The following is a 20,045-nucleotide window of genomic DNA, read 5'->3' as shown; positions in this document are numbered from 1 at the left end:
CGCCTCCGCTCGTCGTCCCCCGGCTTGTCCGGGGGACCCAGTACGCCGCGGCTTCTCCGTGATTCATTGACGTCTCTGGAATACTGGATCGCCCGGTCGAGGCCGGGCGATGAGAGCTCGAGTGGGGTAGGCTTTACGCGACGCGCAAGCCCTTCGCGATTTCCTTCTGCGCGTCGAACTCGCGGCGGAGGCGCGCCAGCTCTTCGGTGCTCAGCGCATCGGCGTTGCTGTAGTCGCGCTTCCAGGACGCGTCCTCGCTCCAGCGGAGCGGCGATTGCACCGTGGTCTGCGGACCGGGGGCAGACTCCAGCACGCGCAGCGCCAGCTCCAGCGTGAAGGCCTGCGAGGCCACGTCATGCGGTTTGCCGGCGGAGTTGCCGAGCGGGAAGTCGGAGAACAGGAAGCGCGGCACCGCGGCGTGCTCGACGATATCCTTGGCGCAGCCCATCACGACGGTCGGGATCCCGCTGGCTTCGAGATGCCGCGCCACGAGGCTGACGGTCTGGTGGCAGACCGGGCAGTTCGGCACCAGCACCGCGGCGTCGACCTTGTCGTCCCGGCAGCGCCTGAGGATATCAGGCGCATCGGTCTCGATGGTGACGCGGTGGCTGCGGTTGGTGGGGGCGCCGAAGAAGCGCGGTGCGACTTCGCCGATCGTGCCGGCCGCGGCGAGGCGCTTGAGCTGCGCCAGCGGGAACCAGGTGCCGCTGTCGGTGGCCGCGGTGTGGGTGCGGTCATAGGCGATGTGCGAGATCCGCAAGTCCTGTGGCTGCGACGTGTCGCCGTCGTAGACCGAATAGAATTTCGCTCCGCCATTGTATTTCGCGCCGGGGCCCTGGTCGCCCTTGGCGGGATCGAACGGTGCCGCCGTCGTGATGATGGCGACGCGGGACTGGCTCACCGGCTTCTGCAGCGGCTGGAACGGGGCGGCGGTGTAGTGCGCCCAGCGGTAGGGGGTGGTGTAGCCGATTGCCGCGTAATAATCGCGGGTCCGCTTCATGTAGCCGATCGGGGCGTCGTCGTCGGGGGCAAAGCCGGATTGATCGTCGGGGCTTGCTGCCATTTTGCGCTCCCTTTTGTGCGCCATCATTTCAGTCCATAGCTAGACCACGAGCTTGCGGTGTCAAGCCGCGTTGCGCGGGAACAGATTTGCGATGCGAACAGGTCTTTGCGCCGCATGGGTCATGCTTGTGTTGCTGGTGCCGCCGGCCGGTGTCGGCGCGGAGGACGCGCCTGCCTCCGCTCCGGCGCCGCCAGCAAGCGCCGAGCAGCCCGCAACGCCGCCTGCGGACAAGCCCGCAGCGCCCGCCGAGAAACCCGCGGCTGCGCCGGTAGACCAGCATGCGCCAGCGCCGGGTGAGCAGGCTGCGCCATCGGCTGAAAAACCTGCACCCCCCGCGGACATGCCGGCGACGCCTGCCGAGAAACCTGCGGCAACGACCGAGAAACCCGCAGACGACGCGCGCGAGAGCGACACCCGCGAGGCGATGTGCCTGATGATCGAGTCGGCGGCGCGGGCCAACGACCTGCCGCTGGAGTTCTTCGCGCGGGTGATCTGGCAGGAGAGCCGCTTCCAGGCCGACGCGGTCGGTCCCGTGACGCGGAGCGGCCAGCGGGCGCAGGGCATCGCGCAGTTCATGCCGGGCACCGCCAACGAGCGCGGGCTGCTCGATCCCTTCAATCCCGTCCAGGCGCTGCCGAAGTCGGCCGAATTCCTCAGCGAGCTGCGCAACCAGTTCGGCAATCTCGGCCTCGCTGCCGCGGCCTATAACGCCGGCCCGCGCCGGATCCAGGACTGGCTCGCCGGCACCGGCTACATGCCGCAGGAGACGCGCAATTACGTCTCGGCGATCACCGGCTCCAGCGTCGAGGACTGGGCCGCTGCGGCCCGCAACAACGGCAAGATGCCGGAGCGTCCGCCGGCCAAGAGCTGCCGCGAGCTGATGGCATTGCTGAAGCGCGCGCCCAATCCGTTCGTCGCGGGTCTCGAGCAGCACATCACGCTGTCGGCGGCGAAGGTCTGGGGCGTGCAGCTCGCCGCCGGGTTCAGCCGCGACAAGGCGCTCGCGATGTATGCCCGCGCCATCAAGCGGCTGTCGAGCGTGATCGGCGATCAGGATCCGAGCCTTTTGAGCTCGCGGCTGCGCACCCGCGGCAGCGCGACCTTCTACCAGGTACGCATCGGCGCCGACACGCGCCCCGAGGCCGACGGCCTGTGCAACCGCATCCGCAAGGCTGGCGGCGCGTGCTTCGTGCTGAAGAACCGGGCGTGATGACGTAGCTCCCGTAGCTCGGATGAAGCGCCAGCGAAATCCGGGGCCGCTCTTGCTGTGGGGCAGAGCTGTCCCGGATTGCGCTTCGCTCCATCCGGGCTACTGCATACCCGCCCTGTGCCGCCGCTTGCTTGACCCATTGAGCATCGCGCCCTAAGCCGCCGACATTGCAAACCATCCGGCTTCCCGTGGCGCTTCCTCCGCTCGATTCTCCGCAATGGCAGACCTCGTTCCGCGCCTTCCTGTGGGGTGCGCGGTCGATTGGTGCGACGGTGCTGACCCTGGTGCTGTTTGCGACCTATCTCGGCATCGGTGCGCTGGCGCATGATAGCGGCTTCTCGCTGGGCTGGACGCTGGCGAGCACGGCGTTCGTCTGGGCCGGCCCCGCGCAGATCATCGTGATCACCACGCTCGGCTCCGGCGCTACCGTGCTGCAATCGGCGATCGCGGTCACGGTCAGCGCGATCAGGCTGTTTCCGATGGTGGTGTCGGTGTTGCCGTTGATGCGCACCGAACAAACCAAGCGGCGGCAACTGATCCTGGTGGCGCATCTCACAGCGGTAACGCTGTGGGTCGAATGCTACCGCTTCCTGCCGCAGGTGCCGCGCAACCGGCGGATCGCCTTCATCCACGGGCTCGGCCTCGGGCTCGTCTCGGTCTGCCTGCTCGCCAACACCATCGGCTACACGCTCGCCGCCAACCTGACGCCGCTATTGGCCGCGGGCATGCTGATGCTGACGCCGCTCGCCTTCCTGTTCTCCACCGCGCGCAACTGCCGCGAGCTCGCAGATGTCATTGCGCTGGTGCTCGGACTGTTGCTGTTCCCACTGGCGGCGATGCTGAACAGCGGCGTCGATATCCTGGTCAGCGGCGTCTTCGCGGGAACCGTCGCCTATGGCGTGCACCGGGCGAGGGCGGGCATGGTGAAGGCGGGCGCATGAGCACCTTCATCGGCGACTGGCACGCGCTGGCGATCCTGTTCGTGGCAGGCGTCATCCCCAACCAGATCTGGCGCATGCTCGGCCTGTGGTTCGGCGGCGGCATCGACGAGAATTCCGAGCTGCTGGTCTGGGTGAGGGCGGTCGCTACCGCAATCCTCGCCGGCATCATCGCGCAGATCGTGGTGCAGCCGCCGGGCGCGCTCGCCAGCGTGCCGGACTGGCTGCGTTACGGCGCCGTCGCCGCAGGCTTCGTCGCGTTCATGCTGGCGCGGAAGTCGATCTTCGCCGGCGTGCTCGTGGGCGAGATCGTCCTGATCGCGGGCAAATACTGGCTCGGCTGATTGCGGCGCCCGCATTATCCGCTACTCTCGTTCTTCAAGAAAACAAGAACAGGGGAAACGCCATGCCGCGGCGCGCATCATCGGCCTTCATCGTGGCTCTGACTGCCTTGCTGACAGCAGCGCTGCCGGCGCGTGCCGCCGACTATCCGACGCGTCCGATCAAGCTCGTGGTGCCCTATGCCGCGGGCGGGCCGACCGACGTGCTCGGCCGCCTCGTCGGCGAATATCTCGGGCGCGATCTCAAGCAGGTGGTCGTGGTCGAGAACAAGGCCGGCGCGCAGGGCGCGATCGGCGCCGAGGCGGTGGCGCGCTCCGACCCTGATGGCTACACGTTGTTCGTGACGGCCGCCTCGATCTTCGTGCTCAATCCGCTGCTCTACAAGAAGCTGCCCTACGATCCCGCGAGGGATTTTCGCCTGCTGTCTGTGATCACGGATGCACCGATGATCATGGAGGTGAATCCGTCCGTGCCCGCGACGACGATCGCTGAGTTCGTTGCCTACGCCAGGAAGAATCCCGGCAAGCTCAATTTCGGGTCGGCCGGCACCGGCGGCACGGTTCACCTCGCCGGCGAGATGTTCAAGCAGATGGCCGGCGTCGAGATGACCCACGTGCCCTACAAGGGCGCGGGACCCGCGTTGCAGGATTTGCTGTCAGGCAACATCCAGCTGATGTTCGACACGCTCGGCACCGCGCTGCCGCCGATCAAGTCAGGCCTGCTGCGCGCGCTCGGCGTCAGCTCGACCGAGCGCATCCCCGATCTGCCGGATCTGCCGACGATCGCCGAGAGCGGCTATCCCGATTATGCGGTCAGCGTCTGGTATGGTATTGCAGCGCCGTCGAAGGTGCCGGACGAGATCGCGGCCAAGATCAAGGCGAGCCTCGACCGGGCCTTGAACGACGAGGCGTTTCGCGCTTCGCTGGTCAGGATCGGCTTTCCGCCGCTGCGCGTAAAGAGCCAGGCCGAGATCGACAGATTTGTGGACACCGATCGCGCGCGGTGGGCGGGCGTGGTCAAGGCGCTGAACATATCGCTGGACTGACACATGGTACGTGAAATGGAATTGCGCCAGGGCGAGGTCGCCGTCGACATGCCGGTGGCACGCGACGCCGCGCTGGTCTTCATCGGCCGCATCCGCACGCCCTGGACCTCGCGGCTGGCGACGCCGCGGCAGGGGCGGCATGACGGCCCGGTATGCCGGCTCGAGATCTTCGAGCCCTGGGTCGCCGCGATCAAGGGCGTCGATTTCTATTCGAACCTCGAAGTGCTGTACTGGCTGCACCAGTCGCGCCGCGACATCGTGCTGCAATCTCCGAAGAACAACGGCAACACCCGCGGCACCTTCTCGCTGCGCTCGCCGGTGCGGCCGAACCCGATCGGGACCTCGATCGTCAAGCTGGTCGGCGTCGAGGGCAACGTCATCCTGGTGCGCGGCCTCGACTGCCTCGACGAGACGCCATTGATCGACGTCAAACCGGACCGCTGCGAGTTCACCCCGCTGGCCCCGCCGCAGCCGGGGGATTTCGAGACGGAGTAGCTCGTCATTCCGGGGCGTCGCGTAGCGACGAGCCCGGAATCCATCTGGCCGCGCGTCTCCTGGTGAAATGGATTCCGGGCTCGCGCTACGCGTGCCCCGGAATGACAGCGGTGGGCGTCACTTCAACGCCGCGATCAGCTTCGCCGCGTGCGCCTCCAGCACCTTGCCGTCTTCCTTGTGGCTGGCGGGCGGCAGCAGCGCGACGCCGTCCTTGCGCGGCATCACATGCATGTGCAGGTGGAACACGACCTGGCCGCCGGCGGGCTCGTTGAACTGCTGCACGGTGATGCCGTCGGCCTCGAACGCTTTCATCGCGGCGGCGGCGATCTTGTGGGCGGCGCGCGCGACGTGGGCGTAGTCTTCGGGCGTGATGTCGAGGATGTTGCGGGCAGGGGCCTTCGGGATGACCAGCGTATGCCCGGGCGAGCGCGGCATGATGTCGAGGAAGGCGAGCACGTGCTCGTTCTCGTAGACCTTGTAGCTGGGAAACTCGCCGCGCAGGATTTTTGCGAAGGGGTTGTTGTTGTCATAGGCGGCGGGCATGGCGGCGGCTCCCTGGATTTTGTGGATCTAATGTCTCGGTCGCGAGGCAAACGTCAAGCGTCGTCGACTGTCTTGCGGAACGGACCGGCCTCGGTGAGCTCGCGGCCGACCTCGGCGACATAATCGCGCTCGCGCTTGAGGTAATCGGCGATGGCGCGGCGCAAGCCGGGATCGGCAATGAAATGCGCCGAATAGGTGGTCTGCGGCAGGTAGCCGCGCGCCAGCTTGTGCTCGCCCTGCGCGCCGGCCTCGACGACCTTGAGCCCGCGCTGAACCGCGAAATCGATCGCCTGATAGTAGCAGACCTCGAAATGCAGGAACGGGTGGTGCTCGATTGCGCCCCAGTTGCGGCCGAACAGCGTGTCCGAGCCGATGAAGTTGATGGCGCCGGCGATCCAGCGGCCGTTGCGCTTGGCCATGACCAGCAGCACGTCGCGGGCCATGCTCTCGCCGATCAGCGAGAAGAATTTTCGGGTCAGATACGGTCGGCCCCATTTGCGCGAGCCGGTCTCCATGTAGAACTCGAAGAACGCGTCCCAGGCGTCCTCGGTGATGTCGGAGCCGGTCAGCCAGTGGATGGTGATCCCGGCAGCGAGCGCCTCACGGCGTTCGCGCTTGATGCCCTTGCGATGCCGCGAGTTCAGCGATCCCAGGAAATCGTCGAAGGTCTTGTAGCCCTGATTGTGCCAGTGGAACTGCTGGTCGGTGCGTTGCAGGAAGCCGTGGGTGCCGAGGAATTTTGCCTCGTCCTCGCGGGCAAAGGTGACGTGCACGGAGGAGGCCTCGGTGGCGTTGCAGAGCGCCCGCAGGCCGCGCGCCAGCGCCGAGCCGATCACTTCGCGGTCGACCCCCTCGCGGATCAACAGCCGGGGCCCGGTGGCGGGCGTGAAGGGGACGGAGACCTGTAGCTTCGGATAATAGCTGCCGCCTGCGCGGTGATAGGCCTCGGCCCAGCCGCGGTCGAACACGTATTCGCCCTGCGAGTGCGATTTCAGATAGCAGGGCACGATTCCGACGATCCGGCCATCGAGCTTGGCGATCAGATGCCGCGGGCCCCAGCCGGTCCGCGGGCAGGCCGAGTTGGAGGCTTCGGCTGCGGCGAAAAAGGCGTGGGAAACGAAGGGGTTGTAGCTCGAACTTGCGATCGTTTGGCAATCGCCTGCGGAAGCGGGCGAGGCCAGCGTGTCGAGCTTGTGGATGCTGTCCACGTCGGCCTTGGGATTGGCGCAGGCGTCCCACTCGGCCGCCGGAATGCCGCCGATGTCAGCTACAGCCTCTAGGGTGATTTCAGACGACGCCATCGAGAGTGAAGACCGGTGCCTCTTTCGAGCATGATCTTTCCGGAATAGCTGGCTCCACTTCCGGATCATGCTCCGCATTCCGCCATCGCCGATGACGACCAACTCCTGACAACATCGTGCGTCGCAGCGAGGAGTTCAAGACTGCGGACGTCATGTCAGGTTCCCGGCACAAACCCCTCGAAGATCATCTGGTCGGCGTAGCGTGCCGCGCGTTCACGCTGTTCCACTGTCCGCACGGTCCAGGCCAGCAGCGGGCAGCCGAACACGTTGCGGGCGATCCAGGGCGCCGGCGCCGGCAGCTGGTTGACCCAGAAGGCAACGAAATGCGGCTCGGTCCTGAAGCCGTGGCGCAAGTACAGCATGCCGTCGCGCTGCGCCGGCGTCAGCTTGATCCAGGAACTGTCGTCATAGGTGCGCTGGGCGGTGATGCCGCGCGGCAGGTTCGGCATGATCTCGCGCAGTGCCAGCACCTGGTCGGGATCGAACGACATGCCGACGACAGGGCCGGAATAGGATGACAGCACCTCGGCCATACGTCGAACCAGTCTGCGGTCGCCGTCGAAATGGCTCTTCACCTCGACCACCAATGGCACGCGGCCGGCGACCAGCGCGCAGAGATCGCCGAGCGTCATCATGTGCTCGGAGGTATTCTTGAACTTCACCGCCTTCAGCTCGGCGGCGGTCTTGGTCGCGAGCAGGCCCGAACCTTCGGTGAGGCGGCCGAGCGCATCGTCGTGATGCACCATCGCCTCGCCGTCAGCGGTGAGCTGGATATCGCACTCGATGGCGAAATTGCCTGCGACCGCAGCGTTGGCCGCGGCCGGCATGTTCTCGACGACGCCGCGTGCGGCATCGTGCAGGCCGCGATGGGCGACCGGCCGTTTGGTCAGCCACTCAGGGGCGCGCATCGATCAGGCGACTTCGAACACGCCCTCGACCTCGACCGCGGCGTCGGCGGGCAGCGAGGCGACGCCGACGGTGGTGCGGGCATGGCGGCCCTTGTCGCCGAACGCTGCGACCATCAGGTCGGAGGCGCCGTTCAGCACCTTGGGCCCGTCAAAGAAATCCGGCGCCGAGTTGATGAAGCCGCCGAGCCGCACCACGCGTACGACCTTGTCGAGATCGCCGAGCGCGGCCTTGACCTGGGCCAGGAGGTTGATCGCGCAGCCCTGCGCCGCGGCGACGCCTTGCTCGAGCGTGACGCCGGCCCCGAGCTTGCCCTTGGCGATCAGCTTGCCTTCGGCGTTGAAACAGACCTGGCCCGACACGAACAACAGGTTTCCGCTGCGGACGAAGGGGACGTAATTCGCGACCGGGGAGGTCGGCTGCGGAAGTGTGATGCCCTGTGACGCCAGTTTCTGTTCGACGGTACCCGCCATCTTTTTGTCCCCAGATTGGATTTGCACGAAGCCTGAAACGCGGTCAGGGCCAAGTTTGTTTCGATTGTTTCGCGCATCGTGCCGCCGGTTGCAAGCGGCGGTCAGGTGAAGGGCCGCGCGCCCCGACGTTGAGGAATCGCACGGAAAACGGTCAAGAATCACGGCATTTTCGCCGCATACATTGCGATTTTGTCAGATTTGCCCCAGTTGCGGCGCAATACCACCGTTACTATTGTGACGAATCCCCGCCTCATCGAGGAAAAACCATGACCCTGCCGTTTCGCAATCCGTCGCGTGCCCTGGTGCTCACGATCGCCGTTGCCGCAGGATCCGGTCTGGCGCAGGGGTCGTCGGCTGCCGCGGCGAGCGGGCCGTTTCTGGCGCATCAGGCGCTGTACGATCTGAGCCTCGTGAAATCGCGCGGCTCCAATTCGGTCAGTGATGCGCGCGGACGCATCCTCTACAATTTCTCCGGCAGCTCCTGCGAAGGCTACACCTCCGAATTCCGCCAGGTGTCCGAGCTCGACAGCGGCGAAGGCAAGGTGACGCTGTCCGATCTGCGCTCCTCGTCCTGGGAGGACGCCTCGGGCAAGAGCTACCGCTTCAAGATCGACACGCGGATGAACGACAGCGACTCCTCGCCGGTCGACGGGATCGCCGAGCGCGTCGGCGATCATATCACCGTAAAGCTGACCCAGCCGGTGAAGAAGACCTTCAATCTCGACGGCAAGATCGTGTTCCCGACCGAGCAGATCCAGCACATCATCGCCGCCGCCCGCGACGGCAAATCGGTGCTCGAGCAGACCGTCTATGACGGCTCCGACAATGGCGAGAAGGTCTACAACACGTTGACCGTGATCGGCCGGCCGATCGCCGGCGACCGCGCGCCGTCGTCGCCCGATCCGTCGACCGCGAGCGATGCGATGAAGACCATGACGCGCTGGCCGGTGACGGTGAGCTATTACGACAGCGACGCACGCGCCAAGGACGGCGAGCAGACGCCGGTCTATGCGATGTCGTTCGAGCTCTACGAGAACGGCGTCTCCCGCGCGCTGGTGCTCGACTACAACGATTTCGTGATCTCGGGCGCGCTCGACAAGTTCGACGTCAGGGATTCCAAGCCCTGCAAGTGACAACGTAGTTGTCATTCCGGGGCGATGCGAAGCATCGAACCCGGAATCTCGAGATTCCGGGTCTGGTCCTTGACCATCCCGGAATGACGTCCTCTCTAGTCGAGCGCGCTGCGGCCGGATAGGCTTCCCCAAACACGCGTGTGTCAGGGAGGCACCTCATGACCAAGCTCGACCATCTGCGCCCCAGCGGCCTGCATCACAATCCGGCTTACTCCCACGTCGTCGTCGCCTCGGGCGCGCGCACGATCTACATTTCGGGACAGGTCTCTGTCGACGAGGAGGGGCGCGTGGTCGGCGCCGGCGACCTCGCAGCGCAGACGACGCAGGTGATGCAGAACCTCGGCATGGCGCTGAAGGCGGCCGGGGCGAGCTACGCCAACATCGTCAAGATCACGACCTTCGTCGTCGGCTACAGACCGGAGCTGCGGCCGATCATCGGCAAGGCGCGCTCGGCGTTCTTCGAGGGCATGGAGCCGCCGGCCTCGACGCTCGTCGGCGTCACCGCGCTCGCGGCGCCGGAATGGCTGATCGAGATCGAGGCGGTGGCGGTGGCGGATTGAGGACAGTGCCTCCCCGTCATTGCGAGGAGCGAAGCGACGAAGCAATCCATCGTTCCCCGTATGCTGAAGCATGGATTGCTTCGCTTCGCTCGCAATGACGGGGCTGGAATAGCTGCTAGTCCTCCGCGCTCTTCGGCGGCCCCTCATAGGCAATGCCCCGGATCACGGCGGCGTTGCCGAACTTCTTGCGCAGATTGTCGATCGCGCGTTCGGCGTGCGCCGAGCGGCGGTCGAGCATGTCGGAATCATTGGCCTGCGAGCCCGGGCGCAGCGCGCTGACGCCGGCGCCCATCAGGCGGAAGGCGGTGCCGTCGATCTCCTTGGCCAGCATCTCGCGCGTCACCGCAAAGATCTTTGCGGCCAATTGGGTCGGCGTCTGGATCGATTGCGAACGGGTGCGCTGGCGGAAATCAGCGGTCTTCAGCTTCAGCGTGATGGTGCAGCCCGAAAGCTCGCTGCTCTTCAGCCGCGCCGAGGTCTTCTCCGACAGTTTCCAGAGCAGCCTTTCCAGCGTTGCGAAGTCGCGGATGTCGGTCTCGAAGGTGGTCTCGCTCGAGATCGTCTTGGCGCCGCGATCCGGCACCACAGAGCGGTCGTCGATGCCGCGCGCCAGCCGCCACAGCCTGCGGCCTTCGCTCGCGAACTGTTTCATCAACTCGTTCTCGTCGGCGCGCTGCAAATCGGCGATGACGCGGAAGCCGCGCTGCACGAGCTTCTCTTGCGTCGCAGGGCCGACGCCGTAGATGAATCCGACCGGCTTGCTGGCCAGCATCTCGCGCGCCTCGTCCTGGTCGAGCGCGGCAAAGCCCCGCGGCTTGTCGAGGTCGGAGGCGATCTTGGCGAGGAACTTGTTGCAGGACAGCCCGACCGACACCGTGATGCCGATGTCGCGCTCGACGTCGCGGGCGAATTTCGCCAGCACCTTGGCCGGGATCATGCCGTGGACGCGCTGCGTGCCGGAGAGATCGAGGAAGGCCTCGTCGATCGACAGCGGCTCGACCAGCGGCGTCAGCGCCTGCATCGCCTGACGCACCTCGCGCCCGACCCGGACATATTTCGCCATGTCGGGCGGGATCACGGTGGCGTCGGGACAGAGTTCCAGCGCCTTGAACATCGGCATCGCCGAACGGACGCCGTAGGTGCGGGCGATGTAGCAGGCGGCCGACACCACGCCGCGCTTGCCGCCGCCGATGATGACAGGGCGGTCGGCAATCTCAGGGTTGTCGCGCTTCTCGACCGTGGCATAGAAGGCGTCGCAATCGATATGCGCCAGCGCCAGCGCGGGCAGGGTGCGATGGCGCACCAGCCGCGGCGAGCCGCAATGGCTGCAGCGCTTCACCTTGATGTCGAGATCGCCGAGGCAGTCTCGGCAGAAGCTGAGCGGACCGTCGGACGCTGCCGCTGCCGTGGTCACGGCACGTCGCGCTCCCATTTCGGGTCGCCCAGCACCTGATGGGCGGCGGCGATGTTGGTCGGGTGCAGTTCCGAGGCCTTGGCGAACGCCGTCACCGTGGCATCGTCGCGCATCACGAATTCGAGCACGCTCGCAAGAAATTGAGGATCGGACGCCGCGTTCCGCAGCGTCTCCGGACCGATTCCGGACTCGGCCAGGAACAGGCCCAGCCGTTCAGGATCGCCGGCAATGAAGCCCAGCGCCTGAATCGCAACGATTTCAGCAACTTCCCGGGGGTTGTGAACAGGCTTTTTCAACGCGCCGGTTTGCCTTTCCGTTAACTTATGGTCTCTATTGAGAGGCCCATCATGCCCGAGTCTTCCGCGTGTGTTCAAGCAACGGAAACCACGCTGCGGAAGTTGGATGTCGGGTTAACGGGTTAGAGCGATTCTGGCGCTAGTTTGAATTCACATTTTCGACGCGTCCCGAGCGCGGCGCGTGAGGTGCCGCAGCAGGGCCCGTCTCCTGGGTTTGGGAGGGACGGGATGGCCAAAACCGTCCTGATCGTGGAGGACAACGAGCTCAATATGAAGCTCTTTCGCGATCTGTTGGAAGCGCATGGCTATCAGACTTCGGGCACCAGCAATGGTTTCGAAGCGCTCGATCTCGTCCGCAAGCTGCGCCCCGATCTCATCCTGATGGATATTCAACTGCCGCAGGTTTCCGGCCTCGAGGTCACGCGCTGGATCAAGGACGATCCCGATCTGCGCACGATTCCGGTGGTCGCGGTTACCGCCTTCGCCATGAAGGGCGACGAAGAACGCATCCGCGAGGGCGGTTGCGAAGCCTATTTGTCCAAGCCGATCTCGGTCGGCAAATTTATTGAGACTGTCCGACGATTTATCGGATAGGGGAGTTGTGGTGCCATGTCCGCGCGTATCCTCGTCGTCGATGACGTTCCGGCGAACGTCAAGCTGTTGGAAGCCCGTCTGTCAGCCGAATATTTCGATGTGCTGACCGCGTCCAACGGGACCGAGGCGCTGGATATCTGCACGCGCGCCGAATGCGATATCATCCTGCTCGACGTCATGATGCCTGACATGGACGGCTTCGAGGTCTGCCGCCGCCTGAAGTCGAATCCGGCGACCCATTTCATTCCCGTCGTCATCGTCACCGCGCTCGACAGTCCGGCCGATCGCGTGCGCGGCCTCGAAGCCGGCGCCGATGATTTCCTGACCAAGCCGGTGTCCGACGTCGTGTTGATCGCGCGCGTACGTTCGCTGACGCGGCTGAAGATGATGACCGATGAGCTGCGCATGCGCGCCATCACCTCGCTCGAGATCGGCATGCAGGCGCCCGAGCGCAGCGCGATCGCCGACCGGGGAACGGGCGGCCGCATCCTGCTGGTCGACGACCGGCCGTCGTCCTACGAGAAGCTGGCGCCGATCCTTTCCGCCGAGCACACCGTCGACGTCGAGGTCAATCCGGCGGAAGCCTTGTTCCACGCGGCCGAAGGCAATTACGACCTCCTGATCGTGTCGCTCAGCCTCGACAATTTCGACGGCCTGCGGCTGTGCAGCCAGGCCCGCTCGTTGGAGCGCACGCGCCAGGTGCCGATCCTCGCGGTTTCGGATGCCGACAACAACGCGCGGCTGATGCGCGGGCTCGAGATCGGCGTCAACGACTACCTGCTGCGTCCGGTCGACAAGAACGAGTTGCTGGCGCGGGCGCGCACCCAGATCCGCCGCCGCCGCTACACCGATCATCTGCGCGACAACGTGCAGAACTCGATCGAGATGGCGATCACGGATGCGCTGACCGGCCTCAACAACCGGCGCTACATGGAGAGCCACCTCGCGACGCTGGCGGAGCAGGCTTCGATCCGCGGCAAGCCGCTGGCGCTGATGATCCTCGACATCGACTACTTCAAGGCGATCAACGACACCTACGGCCACGACGCCGGCGACGACGTGCTGCGCGAATTCGCCGTTCGCATCCGCAAGTCGATCCGCGGCATCGATCTCGCCTGCCGCTATGGCGGCGAGGAGTTCGTGATCGTGATGCCGGAGACCGACCTGCACGTCGCAAGCATGGTCGCTGAGCGGCTGCGGCGCTCGATCGCGGGCGAGCCGTTTGCCGTCGACAAGGGCGGCAAGCGGATCACGGTCACGATCTCGATCGGGCTGACCACGCTGGAGCGCAAAGGCGAGCAGGTCACCGATGTGCTCAAGCGCGCCGACACCGCGCTCTATCGCGCCAAGCACGACGGCCGCAACCGCGTGGTGTCTGCCGCGGCGTAACGCGATCTCGTAGCCCGGATGAAGCGCAGCGTAATCCGGGACGCCTGTGCATCTGGCGCGATACCCGGATTTCGCTGCGCTTCATCCGAGCTACGAAGCGCCGTTATCTTCCGCGCTTCACCGCGTCGTAGGCCATCCGTTTGAACTCGAACGAGAACGGATGGACGAACGCCATCTGGCGCTGCGCCATCATCACGCCGGCGATGCCCTTTTTGGGCGAAATCCACCACTGCGTGCCCGCGACGCCGCCCCAATAGAACTCGCCGGCTGCGTCCGGATGATCGATCGGCGAGGGATTGAGGATCAGGCCACCGGCAAGTCCGTGCGCCTTGCCGGGTTGCTCGCCCATCATCGCGAACCGGATCCACTGTCCGTTGGGCAACTGGTTGGACATCATCATTGCGATCGTGTCCGGCTTCAGCAATGTCGGTCCGCCCGGCAGCAGGCTGCGGATCAGCGCGACCATGTCGGGCAGCGTGGACACCAGGCCGCCGCCGCCGTTGAGCCTTGCGACCGGGCGCAGATAGGCACCGGGGAAGGGCGCATTGTCGGTGCGGGTGAGGCCGGGCTTCATCGGCTCCATCAGGTCGGCGCCGGCGTAATAGGCGACGAGCCGGCTGTGATCCCTTTCCGGAACGACGAAGCCGGTATCGGCCATGCCGAGCGGATCGAGGATGCGCGCCTTGATGAACGTGTCGAAGCTCTGGCCGCTGACGACTTCGACCAGGCGTGCCACCACGTCGATCGCAAGCGAATATTCCCATGACGTACCCGGCTGATAGATCAGCGGCAGATCGGCCAGCACATCGACCATTTCAGCCAGGGTCGTGTTGGGATTGTGCACGCCGCGCTCGTTCAGCGCTTTGAAAATGACGGTGCCGGGATCGAAGAACCCATAGCTCAAACCGGCGCTGTGGCTCAGCAATTGGCGGATCGTGATCGAGCTCTGCGCCGGCTCGGTGTCATCGATCGACGTCGCGCCCGGTCGCAGCACCTTGCGGTTGCCGAGCTGCGGGATGAAGGTCTCGATCGGGTCGTCGAGCCGGAAGCGGCCGTCCTCGAACAGCAGCAGCGCCGCGCAGGAAGTGATCAACTTGGTGTTGGAGAACACCCGGAAGATGTGGTCGGCGCGCAGCGGGATCTGCGCTTCCTTGTCGGCCCATCCGACGCAGCCGGTGTCAGCGACGTCGCGCCCGGTCAGAACCGTCCAGGAGATGCCGGACAGCAGATTGTTGTCGACATAGCGCTGCATGGCGGCGCGAGCCGGCGCGAAATCGTAGCCGGTGGCCGTCACCTTCAAATCTTCCATGGTCGTTCCCCAGTTGTGCCGCAAGTTGTTACGCGGTCGCCGCCAATCTCGCCGGACGGAATATCCAATCGGGAATGCCGTCGCGTGCGGTCGATGCTAACAACCAAACCGGACTTGGGGACGCAACCGGATTTATCCAGTGCGCTTGTTGTCAGCAGGTGCGGACCCGCCGACCTTGACGCCCGCATTCGCCAGCAGCACGCGGGCGGCTTCCTTCGCCGCGCGCGCCATGGTCGGATCGTCGCGCACGAGGTCCTGCGCGATCGAGCCGTCGACCAAGAGCGTCAACTGGGTCGCAAGCCCCTCGGCGTCGGCAACGCCAAGCTGCCGCAGCAGCTCGCGAAACCAGACCCGGCGGCTTTCCTTGAAGGCGACGGCGATGTTGCGGACGGTACGGTCCTCGTCGTCCGGCCCGAGCTCGGCGACCGCGTTCACGAACGGACAGCCGCGAAAATCCTTCGCGGAGAACCGCCGCTGCAGCGAATCGAAGGTTGCGAGAATCTGCTCGGCCGGCGGCTTGTCGGAGGAGCGGGGCTGCACGAAGCGGCGCTGCAGATAGGCCTCGATCAGCGCGTCCTTCGACGGGAAGTGGTTGTAGAGCGTGCGCTTGCTGATGCCGATCTCGGCCGCGATGGTGTCGACGCCGATGGCGCGAATGCCTTGCAGGTAGAACAGTTTGTCGGCGGTCTCGAGGATCCGCTCTTTCATGGTCTGTTTGGGAGGCGGGGAAGCCATGCGCCGGCCGTGATCCTCTTCGCTTGACAGTTGGCCCTCTCTATAGCCTAAGTACACAGGTCTGTGTAACCAAACATGCGTGAATTGCAGGCCGTGGCGCGCGTGCCGCCCCGTGTTGGGAGAATAAGAACAATGCCCCTGTTGCAGGTCCTGCGTCCCACGCTTCCCATTCTGATCGGTGCCTCCATCATGCTCACGCTGAGCATGGGGCTGCGGCAGAGCCTCGGCATCTTCATGCAGCCGTTGACGCATGACATCGGCATCTCGGTGTCGTACTTCACGCTGGCGCTGGCAGTGCAGAACCTCGCCTGGGGCTTTCTGCAGCCTCTCGCGGGCGCAATGACGGTGCGTTACGGCTTCCGCCCGATCATGGTGGTTGGCGCGCTGGCCTACACCGCGGGCCTCCTGCTGATGACGACGGCGCATGGGCTCGTCAGCATCATGATCGGCGCCGGTGTGCTGATCGGCCTTTCGCTCGCCTGCACTGCGAATGCGATCGCGATGTCGGTCGCGGCGCGCGCGGTGTCGGAGACGGTGCGCTCGACGGTGCTCGGCATGGTCTCCGCCGCGGGCTCGCTCGGCGCGCTGCTGTCGGCGCCGATCGGCCAGATGCTCAATGAAGGGTTCGGTTGGCGTGTTGGGCTTGCCGGATTCGTGATCCTGTCGATCGGGATGATTCCAGCCGCGCTGTACGCCGGTCGGGTCGACAAGATCCCGCTGCCGAAGCCGGCGGCCGACGACATCGGCAACGCCACTGCGGCGACCGCGGCCAAGACCGCGTTCGGCAACGCGTCCTTCGTGGTGATGACCTGCGCCTACATGGTTTGCGGCATGCAGCTCGTCTTCCTCACCACGCATCTGCCGTCGTATCTGGCGATCTGCGGGCTCGATCCGATGCTGAGCGCGCAGACGCTCGGCATGATCGGCGGCTTCAACGTGCTGGGCTCGCTGTTCTTCGGCTGGGCCGGCCAGCGCTGGAACAAGCTCGCGCTGCTCGGCGGCATCTACATCCTGCGCTCGCTGGCGCTCGCCTGGTACTTCATGCTGCCGGCGACGCCGGGCTCGACCTTGCTGTTCGGCGCCATCATGGGCTTCCTCTGGATGGGTGTCGGTCCGCTGGTCGCGGGCGCGGTGGCCGAGATGTTCGGTCTGCGCTGGCAAGCGATGATCCAGGGCCTTGCCTTCATGAGCCACCAGGTCGGCAGCTTCCTCGGCGCCTATGGCGGCGGGGTGATCTATGACTCGCTCGGCTCGTACACCATGGCCTGGCGCATTGGCGTCGCGCTCGGCCTTGCCGGCGGCATCATCCAGCTCGCCTTCGCGCTGATCCGCCCGGCACAGCCGCCGCTGCTGAAGGCCGTCTAGGCTCCGACCTCGGGCAAGATGGCGACTGCCCGTCCGCGGGCAGTCGCGAATTGCTGCTTATTTTTCCATCAATCGCTTGCTGTGGGAACGTGCAATGGCGCGCGAGGCCGTTCCGTGCGCCGATTGAAGTCACAGCGTCTTCAATGTGTTACCGCACACGCATCGCTGGCACGAATCTTGATTGAATTTGGCTAGAAATCGTGCCGGCAACTCATCGCTGAGTTCCGGCCTGGGGATCCATGGGAAGGGCTGGCCGCGATGGGGCTAGTCGCCGTCATTCTCCAGCCATCCGCGCACCACGGCTTTCGCCGCGCCGCCGAGCGGGAGGCCATTGTGCCCCGCGTCCGGCCTGATGCCGCGACGACTTCGGCGCTCACGCGCAGAACGCGCTGCGCCATTCCGAACACCAGCATTTCTTGTGATGGGAGGACGATGATGGAGTCTGCGACATACATGCGCCCGAAGCTCTTGAGAATTCTGGTTGCTCTGCTTGGCGTGGCGGTTCTTTGCCTGCTGTTCAGCGACCTTGCTCTGGCTGAAGATGCGGCGGCCCCGCCGGCCTGCGGTGGCAAGATCCTCGAGAAGTGCACGCCGAATTCCGGCGACACCGCCTGGATGCTCACATCAGTCGCGCTCGTCCTGATGATGACGGTGCCGGGGCTCGGCCTGTTTTACGGCGGCATGGTGCGCAAGAAGAATGTCGGCGACACCGTGATGACCAGCTTCGCCGTGACCTGCCTGGTGACGATCCTGTTCGCCGTCATCACTTACAGCCTGGCGTTTCGTGCCGGCACGCCGTTCATCGGCGGTCTGGATCGCATGTTCCTCAAGGACATCCTGAGCGACATCGGCAAGGGTGGCATAGGCAATCCCAACCCGCTCGCCGCGACCATCCCTGAGTCCGTCTACATCTGCTTCCAGATGACCTTCGCGATCATCACGCCGGCGCTGATCGCTGGCGCGTTCGCCGAGCGGATGAAATTCTCCGCGATGCTCTGGTTCATCGGGCTGTGGGCGATCTTCGTCTACGCGCCGATCGCGCATTGGGTCTGGGGACCCGACGGCATCTTCTCGGCGGGCAACGACGCTGCGTACGTCAAGGTTCTCGACTTCGCCGGCGGCACCGTGGTGCACATCAATGCCGGCGTGGCCGGACTGATGTGCGCCATCATGCTCGGCAAGCGCGTCGAGACCGGGCCGGCGCACAACATGGTGCTGACCTTCATCGGCGCCTCGCTGCTGTGGGTCGGCTGGTTCGGCTTCAACGCCGGCTCCGCCGTTACGGCCGGAATGCAGGCCGGCATGGCCATGCTGGTGACCCAGATCGCGACCGCAGTCGCGGGCTTCACCTGGATGCTGGTGGAGTGGGCATTGAAGGGCAAGCCGACCGTCGTCGGCATCTGCTCGGGTGCCGTTGCGGGCCTCGTCGCGATCACGCCGGCCTCCGGTTTCGTCGGGCCGGTCGGCGCCTTCGCCATCGGCATCGCCGCCGGCGTCTGCTGCTACTGGGGGTGCACCGGCTTGAAGCGCATGTTCAGCTACGATGACGCGCTGGACTGCTTCGGCGTCCATGCCCTCGGCGGCATCGTCGGGGCCCTGCTGACCGGGGTGTTCGCGGTCGAGCAGTATGGTGGAACGGCAGGCGTTCTGGAGGGAAATCCCGGGCAGTTCATCAATCAATGCATCGGCGTCGCGACGGTTTTCGTGTATGATGCCGTCGTGAGCCTGATCATCCTGTTCGTGATCAATCTCTTCGTCGGGCTTCGCGTGACGCGCGACATCGAGCGCGAAGGGTTGGATCTGGCACTGCACGGCGAGGTCGTGCAGTAGACTTGGCGGCATCCTGCACAGCCGGCGATATCAGCCGGCTGTCGCGGGACAAAGCTGTTCGAGGTGATCCGATGAACTGGTTCTATTGGAACACAGCGTGGTCGCTGTTCTTCAGCCTCATTTGGTTCATGACCATCACAAACAATCCGGATGCGCGCATCGCCGACGGGCATTTGCGCGACGAGGCGTTCAAGCGCTAGCTCCGGTAGTAGCGCCACATCCTGAGAAACGTCCGGTGAATCTCATCGGGCGTCCGGTCGAATGGCTCGAGATCGACGCGCACCACGCCGCGATGATCCATGCGCCACGGCAGGCGCATCATTAGCCGATAGGCAGGCCGCTTGCGCCAATCCGCCACCAGCGCGCTGCCCAGCGGTCCGTTGAGCGCGATCTGCAACTCATGAACGGTCATCGCGCGCTCGGCGATCTCGACGAGGTCGATGCGCGTGATGGCCCGCCAGCGGATCAGCCCGAAGGCCTGGATGAAGATTCCGTACTGGTTGGCCCCGATGGTCGGACGACCGGCCTCCAACAGCGGGATGTTGTAGTAGGTGAAGGCGGCCGCGGCCGCCGCCGGCGCCAGCCAATAGAGCGCGCCGGTGATCCAGCTCGCGGTCAGGAAGATCGCGGCCAAGGCGGCCGTGACATAGACCGGAAAGTAGGTGTCCTCGCGGCCGTAGGCGACCGAATAGCCGCCGACGTTTCCCTCGTCCAAGCTTGCGATCATGTGAACCCCGCGCCCGGGACTGGTCCGGGAATCGTGAGGGATGACGCTAGGCTAGAAAGCAAAAACGGGGCCGCGAGGGCCCCGTTTGAACGTCAGAAGCAGGCGATCTTGCTTACTTGATCTTGGCTTCCTTGAACTCGACGTGCTTGCGAGCGACCGGGTCGTACTTCTTCTTGACCAGCTTGTCGGTCATGGTGCGCGAATTCTTCTTGGCGACGTAATAGAAGCCGGTATCGGCCGTCGACACGAGCTTGACCTTGATGGTGACCGCTTTGGCCATATGCAAAACCTCGAAAATGAAGGGGTATCGGGAGCCGGCCAAATCGGCCCGCGTTTCGCCCGGAAACTAGCCAGAAACCGCCCAGAGTCAAGGATTT

Annotated in this window: 23 protein-coding genes; 12 read left to right on the top strand and 11 right to left on the bottom strand. The window is 65.1% G+C overall.

The annotated features are described in order from the left end of the window. Positions 1–133: 133 nt before the first annotated feature. A complete protein-coding gene (locus AKN83_RS21275) occupies positions 134–1,063 on the bottom strand; it encodes a glycine/sarcosine/betaine reductase selenoprotein B family protein (protein ID WP_050404828.1) in 930 nt (309 codons plus the stop codon). Positions 1,064–1,184: 121 nt separating this feature from the next. On the opposite strand from AKN83_RS21275, the gene AKN83_RS21270 reads away from it, so the two are divergent. The 5 genes from AKN83_RS21270 to tsaA all read left to right on the top strand — a co-directional run bounded on the left by AKN83_RS21270 (position 1,185) and on the right by tsaA (position 5,093). Then, positions 1,185–2,273 carry a lytic transglycosylase domain-containing protein gene (locus tag AKN83_RS21270; RefSeq protein ID WP_050404829.1) on the top strand — a complete coding sequence of 363 codons (1,089 nt, stop codon included), beginning with the start codon at positions 1,185–1,187 and terminating at the stop codon, positions 2,271–2,273. 188 nt (positions 2,274–2,461) lie between these two features. Then, the gene (locus AKN83_RS21265; RefSeq protein ID WP_050404830.1) at positions 2,462–3,214 is read left to right on the top strand and encodes an AzlC family ABC transporter permease; all 753 of its coding nucleotides are present in this window, start codon (positions 2,462–2,464) and stop codon (positions 3,212–3,214) included. After that, positions 3,211–3,555, top strand: coding sequence for an AzlD domain-containing protein (locus AKN83_RS21260; RefSeq protein ID WP_050404831.1), 345 nt, complete (start codon positions 3,211–3,213; stop codon positions 3,553–3,555). Before AKN83_RS21265 ends, AKN83_RS21260 begins: the two co-directional genes overlap by 4 nt. A 62-nt stretch (positions 3,556–3,617) precedes the next feature. Next, on the top strand, positions 3,618–4,598 hold the full coding sequence (locus AKN83_RS21255) for a Bug family tripartite tricarboxylate transporter substrate binding protein (protein WP_063695449.1): 981 nt from the start codon (positions 3,618–3,620) through the stop codon (positions 4,596–4,598). Positions 4,599–4,601: 3 nt separating this feature from the next. After that, positions 4,602–5,093: a tRNA (N6-threonylcarbamoyladenosine(37)-N6)-methyltransferase TrmO gene (tsaA, locus tag AKN83_RS21250; protein ID WP_050404832.1), complete on the top strand. Its 492-nt coding sequence runs from the start codon at positions 4,602–4,604 to the stop codon at positions 5,091–5,093. Between the two features lie 117 nt (positions 5,094–5,210). On the opposite strand, the gene AKN83_RS21245 is transcribed toward tsaA, so the two are convergent. From AKN83_RS21245 to AKN83_RS21230, 4 genes are all read right to left on the bottom strand, one after another. Beyond that, the gene (locus AKN83_RS21245) at positions 5,211–5,636 is read right to left on the bottom strand and encodes an HIT domain-containing protein (protein ID WP_050404833.1); all 426 of its coding nucleotides are present in this window, start codon (positions 5,634–5,636) and stop codon (positions 5,211–5,213) included. Positions 5,637–5,689: 53 nt separating this feature from the next. Then, on the bottom strand, positions 5,690–6,937 hold the full coding sequence (locus tag AKN83_RS21240) for a GNAT family N-acetyltransferase (protein WP_050404834.1): 1,248 nt from the start codon (positions 6,935–6,937) through the stop codon (positions 5,690–5,692). Positions 6,938–7,092: 155 nt separating this feature from the next. Beyond that, positions 7,093–7,845 carry a glycerophosphodiester phosphodiesterase gene (locus AKN83_RS21235; protein ID WP_050404835.1) on the bottom strand — a complete coding sequence of 251 codons (753 nt, stop codon included), beginning with the start codon at positions 7,843–7,845 and terminating at the stop codon, positions 7,093–7,095. Positions 7,846–7,848: 3 nt separating this feature from the next. Beyond that, on the bottom strand, positions 7,849–8,316 hold the full coding sequence (locus AKN83_RS21230; protein ID WP_050404836.1) for a RidA family protein: 468 nt from the start codon (positions 8,314–8,316) through the stop codon (positions 7,849–7,851). Positions 8,317–8,582: 266 nt separating this feature from the next. On the opposite strand from AKN83_RS21230, the gene AKN83_RS21225 reads away from it, so the two are divergent. Both AKN83_RS21225 and AKN83_RS21220 read left to right on the top strand, forming a co-directional pair. Continuing rightward, positions 8,583–9,449, top strand: a complete 867-nt coding sequence (locus AKN83_RS21225; RefSeq protein ID WP_050404837.1) for a cell envelope integrity EipB family protein — start codon at positions 8,583–8,585, stop codon at positions 9,447–9,449. Between the two features lie 158 nt (positions 9,450–9,607). Further along, on the top strand, positions 9,608–10,009 hold the full coding sequence (locus AKN83_RS21220; RefSeq protein WP_050404838.1) for a RidA family protein: 402 nt from the start codon (positions 9,608–9,610) through the stop codon (positions 10,007–10,009). A gap of 115 nt (positions 10,010–10,124) precedes the next feature. On the opposite strand, the gene AKN83_RS21215 is transcribed toward AKN83_RS21220, so the two are convergent. Both AKN83_RS21215 and AKN83_RS21210 read right to left on the bottom strand, forming a co-directional pair. Next, complete coding sequence (locus AKN83_RS21215) at positions 10,125–11,441, bottom strand: DNA polymerase IV (protein WP_050404839.1); 1,317 nt, start codon at positions 11,439–11,441, stop codon at positions 10,125–10,127. Beyond that, positions 11,420–11,719, bottom strand: coding sequence for a DUF3572 domain-containing protein (locus tag AKN83_RS21210; protein WP_050404840.1), 300 nt, complete (start codon positions 11,717–11,719; stop codon positions 11,420–11,422). The genes AKN83_RS21215 and AKN83_RS21210 overlap by 22 nt, the downstream gene beginning before the upstream one ends. A 228-nt stretch (positions 11,720–11,947) precedes the next feature. On the opposite strand from AKN83_RS21210, the gene AKN83_RS21205 reads away from it, so the two are divergent. Then, complete coding sequence (locus AKN83_RS21205) at positions 11,948–12,313, top strand: response regulator (RefSeq protein ID WP_016845968.1); 366 nt, start codon at positions 11,948–11,950, stop codon at positions 12,311–12,313. Between the two features lie 15 nt (positions 12,314–12,328). Beyond that, the gene (locus AKN83_RS21200) at positions 12,329–13,702 is read left to right on the top strand and encodes a PleD family two-component system response regulator (protein WP_050404841.1); all 1,374 of its coding nucleotides are present in this window, start codon (positions 12,329–12,331) and stop codon (positions 13,700–13,702) included. Positions 13,703–13,805: 103 nt separating this feature from the next. On the opposite strand, the gene AKN83_RS21195 is transcribed toward AKN83_RS21200, so the two are convergent. Continuing rightward, positions 13,806–15,011 (bottom strand): serine hydrolase domain-containing protein, encoded by a 1,206-nt coding sequence (locus tag AKN83_RS21195; protein ID WP_244522037.1) that lies wholly within the window; start codon positions 15,009–15,011, stop codon positions 13,806–13,808. Positions 15,012–15,143: 132 nt separating this feature from the next. Next, a complete protein-coding gene (locus tag AKN83_RS21190; protein ID WP_050404842.1) occupies positions 15,144–15,746 on the bottom strand; it encodes a TetR/AcrR family transcriptional regulator in 603 nt (200 codons plus the stop codon). A gap of 132 nt (positions 15,747–15,878) precedes the next feature. Between AKN83_RS21190 and AKN83_RS21185 the strand changes: the two genes are divergently transcribed. From AKN83_RS21185 to AKN83_RS21175, 3 genes are all read left to right on the top strand, one after another. After that, positions 15,879–17,111, top strand: coding sequence for an MFS transporter (locus AKN83_RS21185; RefSeq protein ID WP_050404843.1), 1,233 nt, complete (start codon positions 15,879–15,881; stop codon positions 17,109–17,111). Between the two features lie 432 nt (positions 17,112–17,543). Beyond that, entirely contained in the window at positions 17,544–18,941 is a 1,398-nt protein-coding gene (locus AKN83_RS21180; protein ID WP_050404844.1) for an ammonium transporter, read from the top strand. A 71-nt stretch (positions 18,942–19,012) separates the two neighbouring features. Next, the gene (locus AKN83_RS21175) at positions 19,013–19,141 is read left to right on the top strand and encodes an inositol phosphorylceramide synthase regulatory subunit KEI1 (RefSeq protein ID WP_244522036.1); all 129 of its coding nucleotides are present in this window, start codon (positions 19,013–19,015) and stop codon (positions 19,139–19,141) included. On the opposite strand, the gene AKN83_RS21170 is transcribed toward AKN83_RS21175, so the two are convergent. After that, positions 19,138–19,668: a hypothetical protein gene (locus AKN83_RS21170; protein WP_050404846.1), complete on the bottom strand. Its 531-nt coding sequence runs from the start codon at positions 19,666–19,668 to the stop codon at positions 19,138–19,140. The two genes, AKN83_RS21175 and AKN83_RS21170, sit on opposite strands and share 4 nt — an antisense overlap. A gap of 112 nt (positions 19,669–19,780) precedes the next feature. Further along, positions 19,781–19,948: a 50S ribosomal protein L33 gene (gene rpmG / locus AKN83_RS21165; RefSeq protein WP_018271988.1), complete on the bottom strand. Its 168-nt coding sequence runs from the start codon at positions 19,946–19,948 to the stop codon at positions 19,781–19,783. Positions 19,949–20,045: the final 97 nt, after the last annotated feature.

Source organism: Bradyrhizobium embrapense, assembly GCF_001189235.2.
Lineage (GTDB): Bacteria > Pseudomonadota > Alphaproteobacteria > Rhizobiales > Xanthobacteraceae > Bradyrhizobium > Bradyrhizobium embrapense.
The sequence above is the reverse complement of the archived record's forward strand: the minus strand, read 5'-3'. Positions and strand labels throughout refer to the sequence as shown.